21 protein-coding genes and 1 other RNA gene are annotated in these 19,065 nt (G+C 65.6%); 8 read left to right on the top strand and 14 right to left on the bottom strand.

Features of this window, described 5'->3' with window-relative positions; all coding sequences use genetic code 11:
- Both QM712_RS34020 and miaA read right to left on the bottom strand, forming a co-directional pair.
- Window positions 1-825: thiamine pyrophosphate-binding protein (locus tag QM712_RS34020; protein ID WP_415027535.1), on the bottom strand; the 825-nt coding region annotated here is incomplete at its 3' end.
- Window positions 826-1,154: 329 nt separating this feature from the next.
- On the bottom strand, window positions 1,155-2,111 hold the full coding sequence (gene miaA / locus QM712_RS34025; RefSeq protein ID WP_415027536.1) for a tRNA (adenosine(37)-N6)-dimethylallyltransferase MiaA: 957 nt from the start codon (window positions 2,109-2,111) through the stop codon (window positions 1,155-1,157).
- Between the two features lie 11 nt (window positions 2,112-2,122).
- Here miaA and serB point away from each other — a divergent pair, with 11 nt between their 5' ends.
- Window positions 2,123-3,028: a phosphoserine phosphatase SerB gene (gene serB, locus QM712_RS34030; RefSeq protein WP_415027537.1), complete on the top strand. Its 906-nt coding sequence runs from the start codon at window positions 2,123-2,125 to the stop codon at window positions 3,026-3,028.
- A 123-nt stretch (window positions 3,029-3,151) separates the two neighbouring features.
- On the opposite strand, the gene QM712_RS34035 is transcribed toward serB, so the two are convergent.
- From QM712_RS34035 to QM712_RS34090, 12 genes are all read right to left on the bottom strand, one after another.
- A complete protein-coding gene (locus QM712_RS34035) occupies window positions 3,152-4,669 on the bottom strand; it encodes a Do family serine endopeptidase (RefSeq protein ID WP_415027538.1) in 1,518 nt (505 codons plus the stop codon).
- 144 nt (window positions 4,670-4,813) lie between these two features.
- Entirely contained in the window at window positions 4,814-5,020 is a 207-nt protein-coding gene (locus QM712_RS34040) for a DUF2065 domain-containing protein (RefSeq protein WP_415027539.1), read from the bottom strand.
- An 81-nt stretch (window positions 5,021-5,101) separates the two neighbouring features.
- Window positions 5,102-6,004 carry a protease modulator HflC gene (hflC, locus tag QM712_RS34045; RefSeq protein ID WP_415027540.1) on the bottom strand — a complete coding sequence of 301 codons (903 nt, stop codon included), beginning with the start codon at window positions 6,002-6,004 and terminating at the stop codon, window positions 5,102-5,104.
- The gene (gene hflK, locus QM712_RS34050) at window positions 6,001-7,137 is read right to left on the bottom strand and encodes an FtsH protease activity modulator HflK (protein ID WP_415027541.1); all 1,137 of its coding nucleotides are present in this window, start codon (window positions 7,135-7,137) and stop codon (window positions 6,001-6,003) included. Before hflK ends, hflC begins: the two co-directional genes overlap by 4 nt.
- Window positions 7,138-7,296: 159 nt before the next feature.
- The gene (locus QM712_RS34055; RefSeq protein WP_415027542.1) at window positions 7,297-7,806 is read right to left on the bottom strand and encodes a dihydrofolate reductase; all 510 of its coding nucleotides are present in this window, start codon (window positions 7,804-7,806) and stop codon (window positions 7,297-7,299) included.
- Window positions 7,806-8,291, bottom strand: coding sequence for a GNAT family N-acetyltransferase (locus QM712_RS34060; RefSeq protein ID WP_415027543.1), 486 nt, complete (start codon window positions 8,289-8,291; stop codon window positions 7,806-7,808). The genes QM712_RS34055 and QM712_RS34060 overlap by 1 nt, the downstream gene beginning before the upstream one ends.
- A gap of 5 nt (window positions 8,292-8,296) precedes the next feature.
- Window positions 8,297-9,091 carry a thymidylate synthase gene (locus QM712_RS34065; RefSeq protein ID WP_415027544.1) on the bottom strand — a complete coding sequence of 265 codons (795 nt, stop codon included), beginning with the start codon at window positions 9,089-9,091 and terminating at the stop codon, window positions 8,297-8,299.
- Window positions 9,092-9,262: 171 nt separating this feature from the next.
- Complete coding sequence (locus QM712_RS34070) at window positions 9,263-10,243, bottom strand: tripartite tricarboxylate transporter substrate binding protein BugD (RefSeq protein WP_415027545.1); 981 nt, start codon at window positions 10,241-10,243, stop codon at window positions 9,263-9,265.
- A 122-nt stretch (window positions 10,244-10,365) separates the two neighbouring features.
- Window positions 10,366-11,883: a tripartite tricarboxylate transporter permease gene (locus QM712_RS34075; protein WP_415027546.1), complete on the bottom strand. Its 1,518-nt coding sequence runs from the start codon at window positions 11,881-11,883 to the stop codon at window positions 10,366-10,368.
- Window positions 11,884-11,890: 7 nt separating this feature from the next.
- Window positions 11,891-12,652 carry a tripartite tricarboxylate transporter TctB family protein gene (locus QM712_RS34080; RefSeq protein WP_415027547.1) on the bottom strand — a complete coding sequence of 254 codons (762 nt, stop codon included), beginning with the start codon at window positions 12,650-12,652 and terminating at the stop codon, window positions 11,891-11,893.
- 94 nt (window positions 12,653-12,746) lie between these two features.
- Window positions 12,747-13,277, bottom strand: a complete 531-nt coding sequence (locus QM712_RS34085) for a chromate transporter (protein ID WP_415027548.1) — start codon at window positions 13,275-13,277, stop codon at window positions 12,747-12,749.
- Window positions 13,274-13,879, bottom strand: coding sequence for a chromate transporter (locus QM712_RS34090; RefSeq protein WP_415027549.1), 606 nt, complete (start codon window positions 13,877-13,879; stop codon window positions 13,274-13,276). Before QM712_RS34090 ends, QM712_RS34085 begins: the two co-directional genes overlap by 4 nt.
- 84 nt (window positions 13,880-13,963) lie before the next feature.
- Between QM712_RS34090 and ssrA the strand changes: the two genes are divergently transcribed.
- The 7 genes from ssrA to feoB all read left to right on the top strand — a co-directional run.
- Window positions 13,964-14,342: a transfer-messenger RNA gene (gene ssrA / locus QM712_RS34095) on the top strand.
- A gap of 114 nt (window positions 14,343-14,456) precedes the next feature.
- Entirely contained in the window at window positions 14,457-14,969 is a 513-nt protein-coding gene (locus QM712_RS34100) for an SspB family protein (RefSeq protein WP_415027550.1), read from the top strand.
- Between the two features lie 99 nt (window positions 14,970-15,068).
- Window positions 15,069-16,487, top strand: a complete 1,419-nt coding sequence (fumC, locus tag QM712_RS34105) for a class II fumarate hydratase (protein WP_415027551.1) — start codon at window positions 15,069-15,071, stop codon at window positions 16,485-16,487.
- Between the two features lie 269 nt (window positions 16,488-16,756).
- On the top strand, window positions 16,757-16,945 hold the full coding sequence (locus QM712_RS34110; protein ID WP_415027552.1) for a DUF4169 family protein: 189 nt from the start codon (window positions 16,757-16,759) through the stop codon (window positions 16,943-16,945).
- Window positions 16,942-17,196 carry a ribbon-helix-helix domain-containing protein gene (locus tag QM712_RS34115; RefSeq protein ID WP_415027553.1) on the top strand — a complete coding sequence of 85 codons (255 nt, stop codon included), beginning with the start codon at window positions 16,942-16,944 and terminating at the stop codon, window positions 17,194-17,196. The genes QM712_RS34110 and QM712_RS34115 overlap by 4 nt, the downstream gene beginning before the upstream one ends.
- A 115-nt stretch (window positions 17,197-17,311) precedes the next feature.
- Window positions 17,312-17,587 carry a FeoA family protein gene (locus QM712_RS34120; RefSeq protein WP_415027554.1) on the top strand — a complete coding sequence of 92 codons (276 nt, stop codon included), beginning with the start codon at window positions 17,312-17,314 and terminating at the stop codon, window positions 17,585-17,587.
- Window positions 17,588-17,622: 35 nt separating this feature from the next.
- Window positions 17,623-19,065 (top strand): ferrous iron transporter B (gene feoB / locus QM712_RS34125; RefSeq protein ID WP_415027555.1); only part of this gene is annotated, 1,443 nt, incomplete at its 3' end.

Genomic DNA, 19,065 nt, shown 5'->3' on the forward strand with positions numbered 1-19,065 from the left:
GTTGGCTTCGTAGGTGCCGTGCATGCCCAGCATGCCGAGCCAGTTCTTGCCCGACGCAGGGTACGCACCCAGGCCCATCAGGGTGGAGGTGATGGGGAAACCGGTGACCTCGACAAGTTCCCGCAGCAATTTGGTCGCTTCGGGGCCCGAATTGATCACGCCGCCGCCACTGTAGATCACGGGACGCTTGGCGTTGGCGAGCAGCGCCACGGCCCTGCGGATCTGCATGGCGTCGCCCTTCACGCGCGGCGCGTAGGACCGGTGCACGTCGGACTTGCGCGGCGGATGATAGGTGCCGGTCGCGAACTGCACGTCCTTCGGCACGTCGACGAGCACCGGACCCGGACGGCCGGACGTCGCGACATAGAAGGCCTCGTGCAGCACCTTGGCCAGATCGTTGACGTCGCGCACCAGCCAATTGTGCTTGGTGCAGGGACGCGTGATCCCGACGGTGTCGCATTCCTGGAACGCGTCGTTGCCGATCAGATGCGTCGGCACCTGGCCGGAGATGCAGACCAGCGGGATCGAATCCATCAGCGCGTCGGTCAGCGGCGTCACCATGTTGGTGGCGCCGGGACCGGACGTGACCAGCGCGACGCCCGGCTTGCCGGTCGAGCGGGCATATCCCTCGGCGGCGTGGCCGGCGCCCTGCTCGTGGCGGACCAGGATGTGCTGGACCTGGCTCTGCTGGAAGATCTCATCGTAGATCGGAAGCACCGCACCGCCGGGATAGCCGAAAATGTCGGTCACGCCATGATCGATGAGCGCGCGGACGATCATCGCGGCGCCGGTCATCTGGTTCGGATCGTGGCTCTTGTCGCTCATTGTCTTGCTCCGGATGCGCTGTCGTCAGCGGCTTCGTTCGTGTCTTGCTCGGGAAATAAAAAAGGCCCCGAAGAGGGCCCTGCACACCGCCTGTCTTGTGGATGGCAGCTAGCCACCCCCGGCGGTGTGCCTGGGTACGACGGCGATAAGAAGTTTGGTAATAATGTTACGCATTTTAGCCGCTCGGCTTCCCAAAGGTTGCGCGAAACATACCGACCAAAGCCCGGATGTCAAGGCAAAGCGGCCGTTCCCACGCGATTTTGGCAGTCTAGCGGTGTTCCCCGGCTTCGGCGAGAGGCAAAATCGGGAACCCGGACCACAAAAGCGTGTCAGCCGGCGTCCGAGGCCGCGCTGACGGCCGCGCCCAGCCAACCCCGCGCCTCCCGGGGCTTCACCCATTCGAACTCGGGCAGCTGGTGCCGGAACCAGGTGAATTGCCGCTTGGCGTAGTGGCGGGTGTCGGCGCGGCCGATGGTTGCGGCTTCCTCCAGACTGAGTTCGCCGTTGAGGTGCCGGATCATCGCGGGCACGCCATGCGCCTTCATCGCCGGAAGCAGCGGGTCGAGCCTTCGGGCGGCAAGCCGCTCCACCTCGTTCAGGGCGCCGGCGCCGAGCATGGCATCGAAGCGGGCGTCGATGCGGGAATAGAGCTCGTCGCGCTCGGGCGCGAGGAACACCGCGCGGAAGCTGTCGCTCGGCAACAGCGGCGGCTGACCTTCCCTGTGCCAGTCGAGCAGCGACCGCCCGGTGGCCTCGACGACTTCGAGCGCACGCGCGATCCGGGTACGGTCGCGCAAATTCAATCGTTCGGCGGCGCGCGGATCCCGGCGCGCGAGTTCCGCATGCAGGGCCTCGACGCCGTGCCGATCCAGCCGCTCGCGCACGCTCTCCCGCACCTCCGCGGGGATCGGCGGCACCACGGACAGCCCGGCCGTCAGCGCCTTGAAATAGAGCCCCGTGCCGCCGATGAAGATCGGCAGCCTTCCCTGCGCCCGTGCCTCTTCGAGCGCCACTGCCGCCTCGCTCACCCAGGCGCCGGCCGAGAAATTGACGGCCGCGTCGACATGCCCATAGAGGCGATGCGGCACCCGCGCCTCCTCGCCCCCTGTGGGGCGCGCTGTAATGATGCGCAGGTCGCGGTAGACCTGCATGGAATCCGCGTTGATGACGGTGCCGCCGGTCTCCAGCGCCAGCTCGAGCGCGAGCGCCGACTTGCCGCTGGCGGTCGGGCCTGCGATAAGCACCGCCTTGCCAACATGCCTTCTGCCGACCTGGCCCTTAGTCACGAAAACCTCAAATGTCCCTCGTCGCCACGCTGATCTGCAACCCCGCCAATCCCGCACTCGACAGCACCATCGTCGACGGTGCCCGCGCCGTGCTGCCGGCGGCAGCGCCCGCGCATTGGCTGTTCGACGGCGTGGCCGTCGACATTCCCTTCGGCGGACAGGATAACCTCGAAGGCGACCGCCACGCCATCGAGCAACGGTTGCGCGACCTTCGCGGCGACCTTCCCATCGACATCGTCGTGCAGCCGGCCGGCTTCCGGCGCAAGAGGCTTTTTCTGGCCGACATGGATTCCACCATGATCGGGCAGGAATGCATCGACGAGCTAGCCGATTTCGTCGGGCTCAAGGCGCATGTTGCGGCCATCACCGAGCGCGCGATGCGCGGCGAGATCGAGTTCGAGCCGGCGCTGCGCGAGCGCGTCGCGCTGCTGAAGGATCTTCCGGCCGGCGTGGTCGACGAAGTGCTGGCAAAGCGCATCACGCTGACGCCGGGCGGACCCGAGCTGGTCGCGACCATGCGCGCGCACGGCGCCTATACCTGCCTCGTCTCCGGCGGCTTCACGCTGTTCACCAACGCGGTCGCCGCCAGGATCGGATTCCAGGAGAACCGCGCCAACGAACTCATCGTGCGCGACGGCAAGTTCACCGGCGAGGTGAAGGAGCCGATCCTGGGCCGCGCCGCGAAACTGGCGACGCTCGTGGATTTGATGGAGTCGTTCGATCTCGACGACATCGACTCGCTGGTCGTCGGCGACGGCGCCAACGATCTCGCGATGATCCAGGCCGCGGGGCTGGGCGTGGCCTACCACGCAAAGCCGGCCGTCGCCGCGGCTGCCGCCGCGCGCATCGACCATGGCGATCTCACCGCGCTGCTCTATGCGCAGGGCTATCGGCGGGACGAGTTCGTCGAGGCATAACCCTCGCCTGCGCCGTCATGCCCGGGCCTGCCCCGGGCATCCACGTCCTGATCGATCCGTGCGGCGAAAACGGAAATGGCCGGGTCAAGCCCGGCCATGATGAGAGGTTCCAGAGAGCGTGCCTTACTGCACGCTCAGCGCCACGAACCGCAATTCGCCGTCGCCATTCGAGACGAGCAACAGCACCGACTTCTTGCCGTCCTTCTTGAGCTGGTCGACGCGCTTCTGGATGTCGGCGCCGCTCGAGACCGCCTCCTGCGCCACCTCGACGATGACGTCGCCGGCGGAAAGCCGCTTCTCGGCGGCGTCCGAACCGGCATCGACATTGGTGACGACCACGCCCTTGACGCTGTCCTTGATCTTGTAGCGCGTGCGCAGGTCCTTGCTGAGCGTCGCGAGATCGAGGCCGAGCGCCTTCTGCGTCACCGGCTTCTCGGGGGCGGGCTCGTCGGTCTTCACCGCGGCCTGCACCTTGTCGGGATCCTGCAGGCGGCCGAGCGTGACCTTCCGGGTCTCCTCCTTGCCCTTGCGGATGACGACGACCTCGACGTCCTTGCCGACGGCCGTGTCGGCGACGACGCGGGAAAGATCCTTCGGATCCTTGATGTCCTTGCCGTCGAACTTGACGACGACGTCGCCGGGCTCGATGCCGGCCGGCTTGGCCGGGCCCTTGTCATCGACACCCGCGACGAGCGCGCCGCGCGCCGGCTTGATGTTGAGGCTCTCGGCGATCTCGTCCGTCACGCCCTGGATGCGCACGCCGAGCCAGCCGCGGCGGAGCTCGCCGAACTGACGGAGCTGATCGACCACACCCGCGACCGTCTTCGACGGCACGGCGAAGCCGATGCCGATCGAGCCGCCGGAGGGCGAGATGATCAGCGTGTTGACGCCGATGACGTCGCCTTCGAGATTGAACAGCGGGCCGCCGGAATTGCCGCGGTTGATGGCGGCGTCGGTCTGGATGTAGCTGTCATACGGTCCCGACGAGATGTCGCGGTTCTTGGCCGACACGATGCCGGCCGTCACCGTCCCGCCGAGACTGAAGGGATTGCCGATCGCGATCACCCAGTCGCCGAGGCGCAGCTTGTCGGAGTCGCCGAACTTCACCGCGACGAGCGGCTTCGGCGGCTTGAACTTCAGCACGGCAAGGTCGGTCTTCTTGTCGACGCCGACAAGCTCCGCCTTGATCTTGGTGCCGTCGTTGAGAATGACGTTGATCTCGTCGGCATCCGCGATGACGTGATTGTTGGTCACGACGACACCGGAGGTGTCGATGATGAAGCCGGAGCCGAGCGAATTGGCCTTGCGCGGCGGGCTGTTGTCGCCGCCCTTGCTTCCGCCGCCGGGGCCGCGGCGGTTCTTGAAGAAGTCGTCGAAGAATTCCTCGAAGGGCGAGCCGGGCGGCAGTTGCGGCATGGTGTTGCTGCCGCCCCCCTTGGCCTCGACGGTCTGCGACGTCGAGATGTTGACCACGGCGTCGATCACCTTCTCGGCGACGTCGGCGATGCCTTCCGGTCCGCGCGCATGGGCCGGCGAGCCGAACGCACTGACAGCGCCGATGGCGAGCGCGGCCAGCCCCAGGCGCACGCCAAGTCGCACGGAATCGCGCAAGCGGGTCGGGGCAATCGTGGCAGCGATCATTGTGATCTCCAGAGAAAAAGGATTCGGGCCCAACACTGCGCTCGAACGGGGGGACGGCGCAAGCACAGAGGTTAACGAGCCTCGCGAGGCGGATATTACGGCGAAAAACCGTCCGCAGGCTTCACTTTGGCGTTGGCGGAGCGGCTAAATCGGACGACGCATGAACCAGATCAGGATCAGTCCCGCCACGGCCGAACCGATCCCCACCGCCCGCAACACATTGTCGGGGGTGGCCATCGCGCTCTTCATGGCCTTGCGCATCCAGCTCGGGCTTGCCGCGAACATCAGGCCTTCCAGCACGAATAGAACGCCCAAGCCGATGAGGAAGTCGGCGAACGCTATGGACCTCATCGGATTGGAACCTTCCCTGATGTTGTTCTTGTTGTGAGAAAGGGCGGCAGAAGCGCCGCCCGTCCTCCTGGTCGATATGTCTTAGGGCTTGGCCTGCGCCGGTGTCTCGGCACCCGCCTTGCCGTGCGGGCTGCCGAAATAACGGAAGAAGTCCGAGTCCGGCCGCAGCAGGAAGCGGGTGTCGTTGGACCGCAACCCGTTCTCGTAGGCCGTCATCGACCGGTAGAAGGCGAAGAAGTCGGCATCCTTGCTGTAGGCTTCGGCGAACAGGCGGTTGCGCTCGGCGTCGCCTGCACCGCGGGTCTGCTCGGCCTGCGAATTGGCCTCCGCGATGATGACGGTCGCCTCGCGGTCGGCCTTGGAGCGGATCTCCTGCGCCTTCTGGCCGCCCTGCGCGCGGAACTCGGCGGCTTCGCGCTCACGTTCCGTCTTCATGCGCTGGTAGACCGCCTGGCTGTTCTGTTCCGGCAGGTCGGCGCGGCGGATACGGACGTCGACGACCTGGATGCCGTAGCCGTCGGCCTCGCGATCGAGCTGATCGCGAATGCGCTGCATCAGCTTCTCGCGATCGTCGCGCACCACGTTGATGAAGGTGACCTCGCCCAGCACGCGGCGCAGCGCCGCGTTCAGGAGCGTGGTGAGCTGAAGGTTGGCAGCCTGGATCGAGCCGACGCTCTGGTAGAAGCGCAGCGCGTTCTTGATGCGGTAGCGCGCGAAGGCGTCGACCACGAGCCGCTTCTGGTCGGAGGCGATCGCCTCCTGCGACGGGTTCTCGAGATCGAGGATCCGCTTGTCGATGTTGATCACCGAATTCCAAGGCGCCTTGAAGTGCAGGCCGGGATCGGTGACGACGTCGACGGGTTCGCCGAACCGCAGCACGATGGTCTGCTCGGTCTGCTGCACCGTGAACAGCGACATGTAGGCCACGACCACGACGAGCAGGAGCGCGAGCAGCGCGACGATGCCTGTAACCGGAGACCTCATCGGTTGCCTCCGCTCGACTGCGGACCGGTCGTAGGCGCGCGCTTGGGCGACAATTCGCCGAGCGGCAGATAGGGCACGACGCCCTGCCCCGAGGGGCCGCCGTCATAGACGAGCTTTTCCGAGCCGCCGAGCACGCGCTCCATCGTCTCCAGATAGATCCGTTCACGCGTCACGTCGGGCGCCTTCTTGTATTCCTCGTACACATTCAGGAAGCGCGCGCTCTGGCCCTTGGCCTCGGCGACGGCCTGCTCCTTGTAGCCTTCTGCGGCCTGCAGGATCTGCGAAGCACGTCCGCGCGCCTGCGGCACGACCTGGTTGGCATAGGTCTGCGCCTCGTTCTGCAGACGCTCGAGGTCGGCACGCGCCGCCTGCACGTCGCGGAACGCGTCGATCACCTGCGCGGGCGGATCGACCTTCTGCATCTGCACCTGAGTGATGAGGATGCCCGAGCCGTAGCTGTCGAGCGTCCTCTGCATCAGTTCCTGCACGCCCTGCTCGGTGACGTTGCGCGCACCGGTCAGGATCGGCTGGATGTTGGAGCGGCCGATCACCTCGCGCATCGCGCTCTCGGCGACCGCCTTCACGGTGCCTTCGGGATTCTGGATGTTGAAGAGGAAGTCGCCGACACCGTCGGGCTTGATGCGCCAAAGCACGGTGAAGTCGACGTCGACGATGTTCTCGTCGCCGGTGAGCATCAGGCTCTCTTCCGGAACGTCACGGATCGAGCGGCCGCGGCGGGCCGGATCCTCGATCAACGTCATGCCGATGGAGATCGTGGAGACACGCAGCGCCTTCGGCAGCAGCACGGTCTCGATCGGGTACGGCAGGTGATAGTTCAGGCCCGGCTGCACGGTACGGACATGCTTGCCGAACCGAAGCACGACACCGAGTTCTTCGGACTGCACGCGGAAGAAGCCCGACAGCAGCCAGAACGCGATGATCAGCAGGAGGATGAGCGTGATGCCGATGCCGGAAAAATAGCCACCCGGCATGATCTGCTGGAGCCGGTCCTGGCCGCGCCGCAGAAGGTCCTCCAGATCCGGCGGCCTCGGCCCGACCGGTTGCGGACCTGTGCCCCATGGTCCTTTTGGACCCGAGCCCCATGGGCCACCGCCCTGATTTTTCCACGGCATTCAACAGTCTCCTCGGCAGACCGGCACTAGAACTCGCCCAGCCCGCATTGTCCGGTCCGGCTTTATAGGGGACCGGCAGGTCCCTTACAACGCGCCGATGACCGTCTCCGGAGCTATGTTCGGGCACAAAAAAGTCAATGTAAACATTGGCGAATGCGGTTAATGGCGCGGCCGCCGACGATATGTCACATAGGAGAAGTCGGCGCCGTCGTCGGGGCCGGCAGGATGACGGATGCGCTCGACCTCATCCCAATCGGCCCTGTCGATGTCGAAATGCGTGTCGCCTTCGGGGCGCGCATGCACTTCGGTGATTTCGAGACGATCCGCGCGATCGAGCCATTGCCGATAAATCTCGGCGCCGCCGATCACCGCGATCTCGGCGACCGAACGCCGCAGGGCATCGCCGCGCGCAACCGCCGCCGCATCGACGGACGATGTCGTGACGACGGCACCGGCGGCGCGATAATTCGCATCGCGCGTGATGACGATGTTGGTGCGGCCGGGAAGCGGGCGGCGCAGGGATTCAAATGTTTTCCGTCCCATGACGACCGGCTTGCCGATCGTGAGCGCCTTGAAGCGCGCCATGTCGGACTTCAGCCGCCACGGGATCGCGTTGCCCGCGCCGATGACGCCGTTCTCCGCGATCGCCACCACGAAGACGATCTCCATCAGGAACCTTTCCCCGCGAGCCGCGTCAGCGCGGGTCCGGTGACGCGGCACAGCGTCCAGTCGTCCATCATCACGGCGCCGAGCGATTTGTAGAAGGCGATCGACGGCGCGTTCCAGTCGAGCACCGCCCATTGCAGGCGCGACCAGCCGTTGTCGACGCATTCCTTCGCGAGATGGACCAGCAGTGCCTTGCCGAGGCCCCTGCCCCGGTGCGACGGCCTCACATACAGGTCTTCGAGATAGATGCCGTGGCGGCCGCTGAAGGTGGAGAAATTGACGAACCAGACCGCGAAGCCCACCGGCTCGCCCTGCCACTCGGCGATCGCGCAATAGAGCCTCGGGCTTGCACCGAAGAGGGCATCGGCGATGTTCGCTTCCGTCGCCTCGACCTCGTGCGAGAGCTTCTCGTAGTCGGCCAGCTCGCGGATGAAAGCAAGAACGAGCCCTGCTTCATCAGGACGCGCGCGGCGGATGCTCAGGGACATCGGCGCTAGACCGCGACTTCCGCCTTGATATGCGGATGCGGGTCGTAGCCGACGAGCTCGAAATCCTCGTAGCGGAAGGAGAAGATGTCCTTCACGTCGGGATTGATGCGCATCACCGGCAGGGCGCGCGGGGCGCGGGTGAGCTGGAGCCGCGCCTGTTCGAGATGGTTGGAATACAGATGCGTGTCACCGAGCGAGTGCACGAATTCGCCGGGCTTCAGCCCCGTGACCTGCGCCACCATCATGGTGAGCAGCGCGTAGGACGCGATATTGAAGGGCACGCCGAGGAACACGTCGGCCGAACGCTGGTAGAGCTGGCACGACAGCTTTCCGTTCGCGACGTAGAACTGGAACAGGCAGTGACACGGCGGCAGCGCCATCTTGTCGACTTCGGCCGGATTCCAGGCCGAGACGATCAGCCGGCGCGAGTCCGGACTGCGCTTGATCATGTCGATGACATCGGAGATCTGGTCGATGGTGCGGCCGTCGGGCGCCGGCCAGGAGCGCCATTGGTGACCGTAGACCGGACCGAGATCGCCATTGGCATCCGCCCACTCGTCCCAGATGGTGACGCCGTTGTCGCGGAGATATTTGATGTTGGTGTCGCCCTTCAGGAACCACAACAGCTCATGCACGATCGCCTTCAGCGGCAGCCGCTTGGTGGTCAGCATCGGGAAGCCGGCGGACAGATTGAAGCGCATCTGATGGCCGAACACCGACAGCGTGCCGGTGCCGGTCCGGTCGGTCTTCTCGGCGCCGTCTGAGAGAATCCGCTCGAGCAGGTCCTGATACTGGTGCATGTGCCAATGAGCCTTTGGGGAGGTCGGCGAACTTAACGGCCGCTCCTGCGCTGCGACAGCATCGATTCGCCGCCGGTGCCGATTATACCCCGAAAAGTGAGTGTTCCGGCAGCAAACGGCAAGGGGCGGAACTCAGCGTCCCGCCCCTCCCTATCGGCTTGATCCTGCAGGCTAAGTTGCCGGCTTGAGCACCGGGCTCCACTTCGCGATCTCGGACTTCACGAGTGCGGCCAGCGCCTCCGGCGTCCGGTCTGCGGGTCCCGGAATGACGCTGCCGAGTTCGAGCAGGCGCTTGCGCACGTTCTCGTCGTCGAGCGCCTTGACGGCCGCCGCGTTCAGGCTCGCCAAGATTGCGGGCGAGGTTCCCTTCGGCGCGAACATCGCGTTCCAGGCCTGCGCCTGGAACGCCGGCAGGCCGGCTTCCGCCGTCGTCGGCACGTTCGGCAGCGACGGATTGCGCTCCGGCGTCGCGATCGCATAGGCCTTGATGGTGCCCGCGTTGATCTGCGGCACGGCGTTGACGATCTGGTCGCACATGTAGTCGACCTGCCCGGCCACCAGCGCGTTCATCGCGGGTCCCGTGCCGTTGAAGGGCACGCCGACCGGCTTGATGTCGAGGATGGAGTGCAGGAGCTCGCAGGACACATGCGAGACCGAGCCGATGCCGGCATGCGCCGCATTCACCTTCTCGGCATTGGCCTTCACGTAGGTGACGAATTCCTTGAGGTCCTTCGGCGGAAAGTCCTTGCGCGCCAGGATCAGGATCGGCGTGCCCGCGAGCAGCGCGATCGGCTCGAAGTCCTTCTCCGGATGATAGGCGAGCTTCGGATAGAGCGGCACGGATGCGGCATGCGTGCCCATGTGACCCGTGATCAGCGTGTAGCCGTCATTGGCCGCGCGCGCGGCGCGCGTGGTCGCGGTGGTGCCGCCGGCACCGACGACGTTCTCGATGATGATGCTCTGCCCGAGCGTCTGCGCCATGTGCGCGGTGACGATGCGCGCGATCACGTCGGTCGGACCGCCGGCCGCGAACGGCACGATCATGGTGACGCTGCGTGTCGGATAGGTCTGCGCCTGCACCGGCGCGACAACGGCGCACAGCGATGCGAACGCCGCGGCACATGCGCCCGCAAGCGCGCGAATGGAAGTCATTTCGATCCTTTCGGACACAAACAAAAATGCCGGCCACATGGCCGGCATTTTCATTTCACGAAGACATCACACAAGTCGATTCGACTTCCGAATGCGGCGTGCCGACGCAGGCACGTCCGCGATCAGTTCTCGGATTCGGTGAACACCTCGTCGCGCTTGGCCCGCAGCACCGGCAGCACCGTCAGCACCAGGAGGAAGGCCGCGATCGCGAGCAGCGCCGCCGACAGCGGGCGCGTCAGGAACACGCTCCAGTCGCCGCGCGAGATCAGCAGCGCGCGGCGCAGGTTCTCCTCCATCAGCGGCCCCAGCACCATGCCGAGCAGCAGCGGCGCCGGCTCGAAATCGTGCTTGATCAGCCAGTAGCCGACGAGGCCGAACACGCCGGCGAGGATGACGTCGACCGGCGCGTTGTTCACCGAATAGATGCCGATCGCGCAGAAGATCACGATCGAGGGGAACATCAGCCGGTAAGGCACCCGCAACAGCCGCACCCAGATGCCGACCAGCGGCAGGTTGATGATGATCAGCATGAGGTTGCCGATCCACATCGAGGCGATCATGCCCCAGACCAGGTCGGGTTGCTTCTGCATGACCTGCGGACCCGGCACGATGCCGTGAATGGTCATCGCCCCCACCATCAGCGCCATCACCGCGTTCGGCGGGATGCCGAGCGTCAGCAGCGGGATGAAGGAGGTCTGCGCGGCCGCGTTGTTGGCGCTTTCCGGCGCCGCCACGCCCTCGATCGCGCCGCGGCCGAACCGCGAGGGGTTCTTGGCGATCTTCTTCTCGAGCGTGTAGGCCGCGAACGACGCGATCACCGCGCCGCCGCCGGGCAGGATGCCGAGGATCGAGCCGAGCACGGTGCCGCGCAGGATCGCCGGCGTCGAATCGACCAGATCCTTGCGGGTCGGCATCAGGCCGGTGATCTTCTGCTGCACGAGGTCGCGGTTCATCTCCGCACCGACGTCGAGATTGCGGATGATCTCGGCAAAGCCGAACACACCCATCGCGACCGTCGCAAAGCCGAGACCGTCGGCCAGTTCCGGAATGTTGAACGCCATGCGCGAGGCACCGGTCTCGATGTCCGAACCGACCATCGACAGCAGCAGGCCGAACACGATCATCGCGATCGCCTTCAGCACCGAGCCCTTGGCCAGCACCACCGCGAAGATCAGGCCGAGCACCATCAGCGAGAAATACTCGGCCGGACCAAAGGCCAGCGCGAGCTTGGTCAGCGGCGCGCCGAGAACGGCGATGAGGACGGTTGCGACGCAGCCGGCGAAGAACGAGCCGATCGCCGCGATCGCCAGCGCCGGGCCGGCGCGGCCCTGCTTGGCCATCTGGTGGCCGTCGATGGCGGTGACGACCGACGTCGCCTCGCCGGGAATGTTGACCAGGATCGACGTGGTCGAGCCGCCATATTGCGCGCCGTAATAGATGCCGGCGAGCATGATCAGCGCACCGACCGGCGGCAGACCGAAGGTGATCGGCAGGAGCATCGCCACCGTCGCGATGGTGCCGATGCCCGGCAGCACGCCGACCAGGGTGCCGACGAGGGCACCGATCAGGCACATCAGCAGGTTGATCGGCGAGAACGCGACGGCAAAACCGTGAGCGAGGTTGGCAAAGAGATCGACCATCACGCCCTCACTGAACCAGGAAACGCGGGAACATCGGCATCGGAAGCCCGAGCACGTAGGGGAAGAGCAGCGCGCAGCCGAGCGTCAGGCAGGCGCCGACGATGGCGGCTTCGAGCCAGCGCGTTTCGTGCGATCCCATCGCCGCGATCAGGAAGCTCACGAAGGCCGAGACGACGAGGCCGAGCGGGCGGATCGCGAGGGCGAAAAACAGGATCGAGACCATCACGAACAGAGGCCCGCGCCAGGAATAATGGGCGAGCGCGGGTCCCTCGGTCAGAAGGCCCGTCAGCGCGATGCCTGCGGACAGGGCCACGAGCAGTCCGCCGAACATCCGCGGCGCGGTGCCGGCGCCGAACGAGAAGCCGCGCATGCCCTGCAGATCGCTCGACGCCCACAGCGCGAACAGAGCGAGCGCCATCAGGATGATGCCGCCGACGTAATCCTGTGCCGACCTGATCGTCATGAACAGCGTGGCGATCGCCACCGCGAACAACGGATAGGAATAGATCAGCGCCAGCAGCACGTCGGACGATGCTTTCTTGGCATCGCCGCCCAGCGATCCGAATATCGCGCCCGGCGCGCCGATGAGCAGCGCGGACAGATGGCCGGTCACGACCGCCACCGGATTGCGACCGGCGCCCCAGCCGAAGATCGTTCCGATCGACCAGATGAATTCGAAAATCTGCGGCGCCAGGGCCAGCAGACAGAAGCCGATCGCCACCGACGTGTTGCGGGTGGCTGTCGCCGAGTGGCCCATCGTTTCGGCCATGGTTGTCTCCTCCGCGACCCGCAAGTCACGAGTGTTGTTGTTTTAATCGGCTGGAATTGGATCCCCCGCCCACTTCACTGCCTAGCGATTTTCATCACACAATGCCAGCAAAACCCAACAGGCCCCCGGCGAGCAGAAGCCACAGCGGGTTGATGCGCGACAGGCTGGCGATGATCGCAACCGCCGCGATCAAAAACAGTGCAGCGGCGCCGCGGCCGGTCGACTGGGCGAGGACCAGGGCGCTGGCGGCCATCAGTCCGATCGACAGAGGAACGAGCGCGGCTTGAATCAAGGCGGGCCAGCGCGACTGGCTCGGACGGTTCAAGAGCCGGCTGACATAATAGGCAAGCAGCGCGGTCGGCAGGCACATCGCAAGCGTTGCAGCGAGCGCGCCGGGAATGCCGGCGACGGTGTAGCCGATCAGCGTGACGATCAGGACGTTGGGGCCAGGCGAGAGCTGCGCGATCGCGTAGGCATCGGCGAACTGCTTGTCGGTCATCCAGTGATGCACGTCTACCGCAATGCGATGCATCTCCGGAACGGCGGCCGCGGCGCCGCCGACGGCGAACAACGACATAAGACCAAAGGTGGAGATCAGCGCCCAGATCGGGTTCTCTGAATTCATGCTGCTACCTTCCGTCGCAGGATGAAGGTCGCGCCGATGCTGAGAGGAATCGCGATCAGCAACACCGCCTGGAGCGGCAGTCGGACCACGCCGATGGCGATGAACACTGCGAGCATCAGGATGAAGGCGAGCGCATCCATGCGCTTGAACAGCGGCGTCATCATGCGGAACACGACGGCGATCAGCAGGCCGACGGCCGCGCAGGAAATTCCGGCGAGGCTGCGGCGCAGCACGTCGAGGTCGCCGAAACGGGCGTAGATCACCGCGAGCACGGTCATGATCAGCGTCGGCGGCAGCAACAGTCCGGCGAAGGCGGCGACGCCGCCGGCGAGTCCGCGCAGCCGCGCACCGAACACCATCGAAAGGTTGACGATGTTCGGCCCGGGCAGGAAATGGCACAGCGCGAAGGTTTCGTTGAACTCGTCGGCCGTCATCCAGCGGTGCTGGTCGACGATGGCGCGGCGGGCAAACACCAGCACCCCGCCGAAACCCGCCAGCGACATCCTGGCGAAGGCCATGAACAAGGCGGGCAGGCTGGGCGGAACGCCGTGCGCGGCGGGAAGGTCCGGCTCTTCGGCGGCCGGTGGTGAATCCTCGGACATGCCAAGAGCTTAGAACGGCGGCCGCAGCGCGGCCAAGGCCGTCCGGAACCTATCCAAAGGGAACCGCGCCGGGCCTGCGCGAAACCTCTGTTTTTTGAAACCTTTGCCCCCTATATTGGGGGTGCCGGTTCGCCGGCTATGGAAATAAACGGTCGTCGCAATAAACCATTCGGACCCGGGGGCGGTACCCGGCGCCTCCACCAAAGCTCATCGCACAACGGGCCCCGGCCCGTTCGGGCAGCTGAGCTTCGGCGGGGGCGAAATAGGATCGACGAGGGCGTAAAGGGCGTGCTTTTTCCCGGTATTGTTCCGCCGTTATCGGGCTACTGCAATAGTTGCCAACGACAACTTTGCTCCGGTTGCTCAGGCTGCGTAACGCAGTTTGAAAGACCACTTTAAAGTCCTAGCGGGTTAAGCTCCGCTAGGCGGGGTTCGGAGGCACCTGGCAACAGAAGCCTCCACTTGCCTTTCATTTCTTTCCCGGCGGGGACTCCTGCTGACCCGTCAGGCGCGTTACTATCGCGGCTTGGCGAGTCGGACCGGCAGGACCGGCTCCCGGGAATGCAACAGGACCACCATGGCGACCGATCATATCCGATACGATGTGCTGGCCCGCGACGCGCTGCGCGGCGTGCTGCGGAAGGTGCTGACCGATGCCGCGGCCCACGGCCTGCCGGGCGAGCACCACTTCTTCATCACCTTCGTGTCGAAGGCCGAGGGCGTGAAGCTGTCGCCGCGACTGCTCGCACAATATCCGGAAGAGATGACGATCATCCTGCAGCATCAGTTCTGGGACCTGACCGTGCTGGAAGACCGTTTCGAGGTCGGCCTCTCCTTCGGCGGCATTCCGGAGCGGCTGGTGGTGCCGTTCAGCGCGATCAAGAGCTTCCTCGATCCGTCCGTGAAATTCGGCCTGACCTTCGACACCTCCGATGTCGCCGAAGTGGCGCCCGAGACGCTGCCCGCGGCGTCCGCTCCGGCAGCCGTGCCTGCGCCCGTCGCCGAGAACACTGACGCCACGGAGGAGCCGACCCCGCCCAGCCAGGGCGGCGCCGAGGTGGTGCGGCTCGATCGTTTCCGCAAGAAATGATCTAGGTTGCGCCCGCGGCAGTCACGCCCGGCCAAACTGTCTGTATAGATGAGCCCATGAAAGGCCGCGCGCCGTGGCGCGGCAGGATGGATCATGCTCATGGACAAGACGACCCGCTCCGCACGACGCCCCGCCTCCCGCATCGAGACCGACAGCTTCGGTCCCATCGAGGTCCCCGCCGATCGCTACTGGGGAGCGCAGACCGAGCGCTCCCGCCAGAACTTCCGCATCGGCGAGGACCGCATGCCGATCTCGCTCGTGCATGCGCTCGGCATCGTCAAGCTTGCGGCCGCCCAGTCCAACCGCGAGCTCGGCCTGCTCGACCAGCGCCGCGCCAATGCGATCATCCGCGCCGCGCGCGAGGTGATCGAGGGCAAGCTCGACGACCATTTCCCGCTTGTGGTGTGGCAGACCGGCTCCGGCACGCAGACCAACATGAATCTCAACGAGGTGATCGCCAACCGCGCCAACGAACTGCTCGGAGGCGAGCTCGGCGCCAAGAAGCCGGTGCATCCGAACGACCACGTCAACATGAGCCAGTCGTCGAACGACTCGTTTCCGACGGCGATGCACATCGCGGCCGCGAGCCGCATCAACGCCGACCTGGTCCCGGCGCTCGGCGAATTGCATCGCGCGCTGCGCAAGAAGGAGAAGGAGTTCGCCCGCATCGTCAAGATCGGCCGCACCCACACGCAGGATGCGACGCCGCTGACGCTCGGGCAGGAATTTTCCGGCTATGCCGCGCAGGTCGAGAGCGGCATCGCCCGGCTCAAGGTCGCGGTGAAGGACCTCTATCCGCTCGCGCAGGGCGGCACCGCCGTCGGCACCGGGCTCAACTCGAAGCCGCGCTTCGCGAAACTGTTCGCCAAGCACGCCGCCGCGATCACCAAGCTGCCCTTCACCAGCGCCGCCAACAAATTCGAGGCGCTGGCCTCGAACGACGCCTATGTGCTCGCGCATGGCGCGATCAATTCGGTGGCGACCGGGCTGTTCAAGATCGCCAACGACATCCGCCTGCTGGGATCAGGCCCGCGCTCGGGCCTCGGCGAATTGATCCTGCCGGAGAACGAGCCGGGCTCCTCGATCATGCCGGGCAAGGTCAACCCGACGCAGTGCGAGGCGATGACCATGGTGTGCTGCCAGGTGTTCGGCAATCACACCGCGATCACGGTCGCCGGCAGCCAGGGGCATTTCGAGCTCAACGTCTACAAGCCCGTGCTCGCCTACAACATGCTGCACTCGATCCGCATCATGGCGGACGCGGCGCGTTCGTTCACCGAGCACTGCGTGAGCGGCATCCGCGCCGACGAGAAGCGCATCCGCGAGCTGATGCAGCGCTCGCTGATGCTGGTGACGGCGCTCGCGCCCAAGATCGGCTACGACAACGCGGCCAAGGTCGCGAAGACGGCGCACGCTAACGGCACCACGCTGAAGGAGGAGGCGCTCCGCCTCGGCTTCGTCTCGGCGGAGGAATTCGACCGCCTGGTGCAGCCGGAGAAGATGACCCGGCCGGGGTGAATTCCGAATTCCGATAGTCATCCGTAATGATACGGAGGCCCGGAATCGCATAATTGTAGGGCTTAACGGGCAGGATTTGATTACCGTCAATGCCGCGGCCAGGGTGCGTGCTACGCATCCCTCCGAGAGCGAAATTCATCGTTTGATGGCCCGAGGGCCCGATTGACGAGGACAAGCGAATGACGATCAAGTCTTGTGGGGCGCAGCGCGGCGCCTTGTTTCTGGATGTTTCATCCTGCCTGCAGAGGATCGGATGATGGAGACGCGGCATGGGGAACGTCATCAACCTGAACCGTTTCCGGAAGCGCGCCGACCGGGAAGCCTCGGCGAAGCAGGCGGACGCCAACCGGGCGAAGTTCGGCCGAACGAAGGCGGAGCGATCGGCGGAGGAGAAGCGCGCGGACCAGGCGAAGGAGCATCTGGACCGGCATCAGATCGATCGCGAGGAGCAGCCATGAAGTCGCCCGTCGTCAAGCGATCGATCGTCGTCGCCGGCCACAAGACCAGCGTCAGCCTGGAAGAGGCGTTCTGGAACGGCATGAAGGAGATCTCCGGCCTGCGCAACATGACTCTGTCGGAGCTCGTCGGCGAGATCGACGGCAACCGCCAGCAGGGCAATTTGTCCTCGGCGATCCGCCTCTTCGTCCTGGACTACTTCAGGAGCCGCGCCCTGGCCGCCCAGCCGGAGCAAAAGGTGCCGGCGCAATAACGGTCACGAGCCCTGACGGGCTCGTCCGCCTTCTGCACTTTATAATCACTCTAAGATGCAGCTCCGGGCGGATCAGCCCGCTTGACCTGCCCGCCTGCCGTTGAAAATACAGGGCATGGCCGACAACACCGACATGCCCCCGCAGATGCCCCTGGGATTGGCCCAGCGCGGCTACAAGGGCGTCATCCAGCACCTTTCAGCCAAGGGCGTCGGCTCCGCGCTGCCCGATGCCGAACTCGAAAGCCGGCTGATCGAGCTCGGCTTCGTCGAGGGCGCCCGGGTCGAGGTCCTGCACGAGGGCATCGTCGGGCGCGACCCGATCGCCGTGCGCGTCGACAACATCACGATCGCGGTCCGCCGTCGTGAAGCCATGGCCATCATCGTCGCCTGACGCGACCAGACCCAAGATTCCAGGCCTTTGATCACATGGAAGCACCCCTGCTGCATCTCGCCCTGGTGGGCACGCCGAACAGCGGCAAGACCTCGCTCTTCAACGCGCTGACCGGCAGCCGCCAGAAGGTCGCGAACTATCCGGGCGTCACCGTCGAGCGCAAGGAGGGCTTCTTCGTCACCCCGCTCGGCCGCCAGGTCTCGGTCGTCGACCTCCCCGGCACCTACTCGCTGCGCGGCCGCAGCCCGGACGAGGAGATCACCCGCGACTTCGTGCTCGGCAAGGCCTCGGGCGAGACCATGCCCGACCTCGTGCTGTGCGTGGCCGACTCGACCAATCTGCGCCTGACCATCCGCCTGCTGCTCGAACTCAAGCGCACCGGCCGGCCGATGATCCTCGTGCTGAACATGTTCGACATCGCCAGCCGCCGCGGCATCACCGTCGACGTGGAGCGGCTGGCCAAGGAGCTCGGCGTTCCCGTGGTCACCTCGATCGCGGTGCGCAAGGGCGGCACGGCCGACCTGTTGAAGCTGACCGACGATATCTCGGCCGCGCTCGTCGCCGAGCCGCAGGAAAACAACTGGCGCGCGCTCAGCGTCGGTGAATTGCGCGCCACCCAGCGCGAGGCCGACCGCATCATCGCCGACTGCGTCAGCCTGCCGAGCCGGCCCGACACCTGGACCGCGCGGATCGACTCCGTGGTGCTCCACCCCGTCGGCGGCCTCATCGTGCTGGCGCTGATCCTGTTCGTGATGTTCCAGGCGGTGTTCGCCTGGGCGCAGCCGCTGATGGATCTGCTGAACTCGGGCTTCGACGCGCTCGGCCAGTTCGTGCACGACACCCTGCCCGGCGGCCTGCTGCAGAGCTTCCTGCAGAACGGCGTGATCTCCGGCGTCGGCAGCGTGATCGTGTTCCTGCCGCAGATCATCATCATCTTCCTGTTCATCCTGCTGCTGGAAGATTTCGGCTACATGGCGCGCGCGGCCTTCCTGATGGACCGCATCATGGGCGGCGCCGGGCTGCACGGCCGCGCCTTCATTCCGCTGCTGTCGAGCTTCGCCTGCGCCATTCCCGGCATCATGGCCACGCGCGTCATCGACAACAAGCGCGACCGCCTGACCACGATCCTGATCGCGCCGCTGATGACCTGCTCGGCGCGCATTCCCGTCTACACGCTGATCATCTCGGCCTTCATTCCGGCCAAGGATGTCTGGGGCATCATCAACCTCCAGGGCCTCGTGATGTTCGGCCTCTACGCGACCGGCATCGTCAGCGCGCTGCTCGTCTCGTTCCTGATCAAGTTCTTCATGCTGCGGGACTATGCGCCGGCGCCGTTCATGCTGGAGCTGCCCGACTACAAGATGCCGCGCCTGAAATCGATCGCCATCGGCGTCTTCACGCGGGCGAAGATGTTCCTGCATCGTGCCGGCACCACGATCTTCTCGATGATGGTGCTGATCTGGTTCCTGGCCTCGTTC

Origin of the sequence: Bradyrhizobium sp. (assembly GCF_047605465.1) — a bacterium.
Classification (GTDB): Bacteria; Pseudomonadota; Alphaproteobacteria; order Rhizobiales; family Xanthobacteraceae; genus Bradyrhizobium.

Bases quoted from the DNA above. Each gene is read 5' to 3' on its own strand.
- serB (WP_415027537.1), top strand. From the start codon at position 2,123: ATGTCCCTCGTCGCCACGCTGATCTGCAACCCCGCCAATCCCGCACTC.
- QM712_RS34035 (WP_415027538.1), bottom strand. From the start codon at position 4,669: ATGATCGCTGCCACGATTGCCCCGACCCGCTTGCGCGATTCCGTGCGA.
- QM712_RS34040 (WP_415027539.1), bottom strand. From the start codon at position 5,020: ATGAGGTCCATAGCGTTCGCCGACTTCCTCATCGGCTTGGGCGTTCTA.
- hflC (WP_415027540.1), bottom strand. From the start codon at position 6,004: ATGAGGTCTCCGGTTACAGGCATCGTCGCGCTGCTCGCGCTCCTGCTC.
- hflK (WP_415027541.1), bottom strand. From the start codon at position 7,137: ATGCCGTGGAAAAATCAGGGCGGTGGCCCATGGGGCTCGGGTCCAAAA.
- QM712_RS34055 (WP_415027542.1), bottom strand. From the start codon at position 7,806: ATGGAGATCGTCTTCGTGGTGGCGATCGCGGAGAACGGCGTCATCGGC.
- QM712_RS34060 (WP_415027543.1), bottom strand. From the start codon at position 8,291: ATGTCCCTGAGCATCCGCCGCGCGCGTCCTGATGAAGCAGGGCTCGTT.
- QM712_RS34065 (WP_415027544.1), bottom strand. From the start codon at position 9,091: ATGCACCAGTATCAGGACCTGCTCGAGCGGATTCTCTCAGACGGCGCC.
- QM712_RS34070 (WP_415027545.1), bottom strand. From the start codon at position 10,243: ATGACTTCCATTCGCGCGCTTGCGGGCGCATGTGCCGCGGCGTTCGCA.
- QM712_RS34075 (WP_415027546.1), bottom strand. From the start codon at position 11,883: ATGGTCGATCTCTTTGCCAACCTCGCTCACGGTTTTGCCGTCGCGTTC.
- QM712_RS34080 (WP_415027547.1), bottom strand. From the start codon at position 12,652: ATGGCCGAAACGATGGGCCACTCGGCGACAGCCACCCGCAACACGTCG.
- QM712_RS34085 (WP_415027548.1), bottom strand. From the start codon at position 13,277: ATGAATTCAGAGAACCCGATCTGGGCGCTGATCTCCACCTTTGGTCTT.
- QM712_RS34090 (WP_415027549.1), bottom strand. From the start codon at position 13,879: ATGTCCGAGGATTCACCACCGGCCGCCGAAGAGCCGGACCTTCCCGCC.
- QM712_RS34100 (WP_415027550.1), top strand. From the start codon at position 14,457: ATGGCGACCGATCATATCCGATACGATGTGCTGGCCCGCGACGCGCTG.
- fumC (WP_415027551.1), top strand. From the start codon at position 15,069: ATGGACAAGACGACCCGCTCCGCACGACGCCCCGCCTCCCGCATCGAG.
- QM712_RS34110 (WP_415027552.1), top strand. From the start codon at position 16,757: ATGGGGAACGTCATCAACCTGAACCGTTTCCGGAAGCGCGCCGACCGG.
- QM712_RS34115 (WP_415027553.1), top strand. From the start codon at position 16,942: ATGAAGTCGCCCGTCGTCAAGCGATCGATCGTCGTCGCCGGCCACAAG.
- QM712_RS34120 (WP_415027554.1), top strand. From the start codon at position 17,312: ATGGCCGACAACACCGACATGCCCCCGCAGATGCCCCTGGGATTGGCC.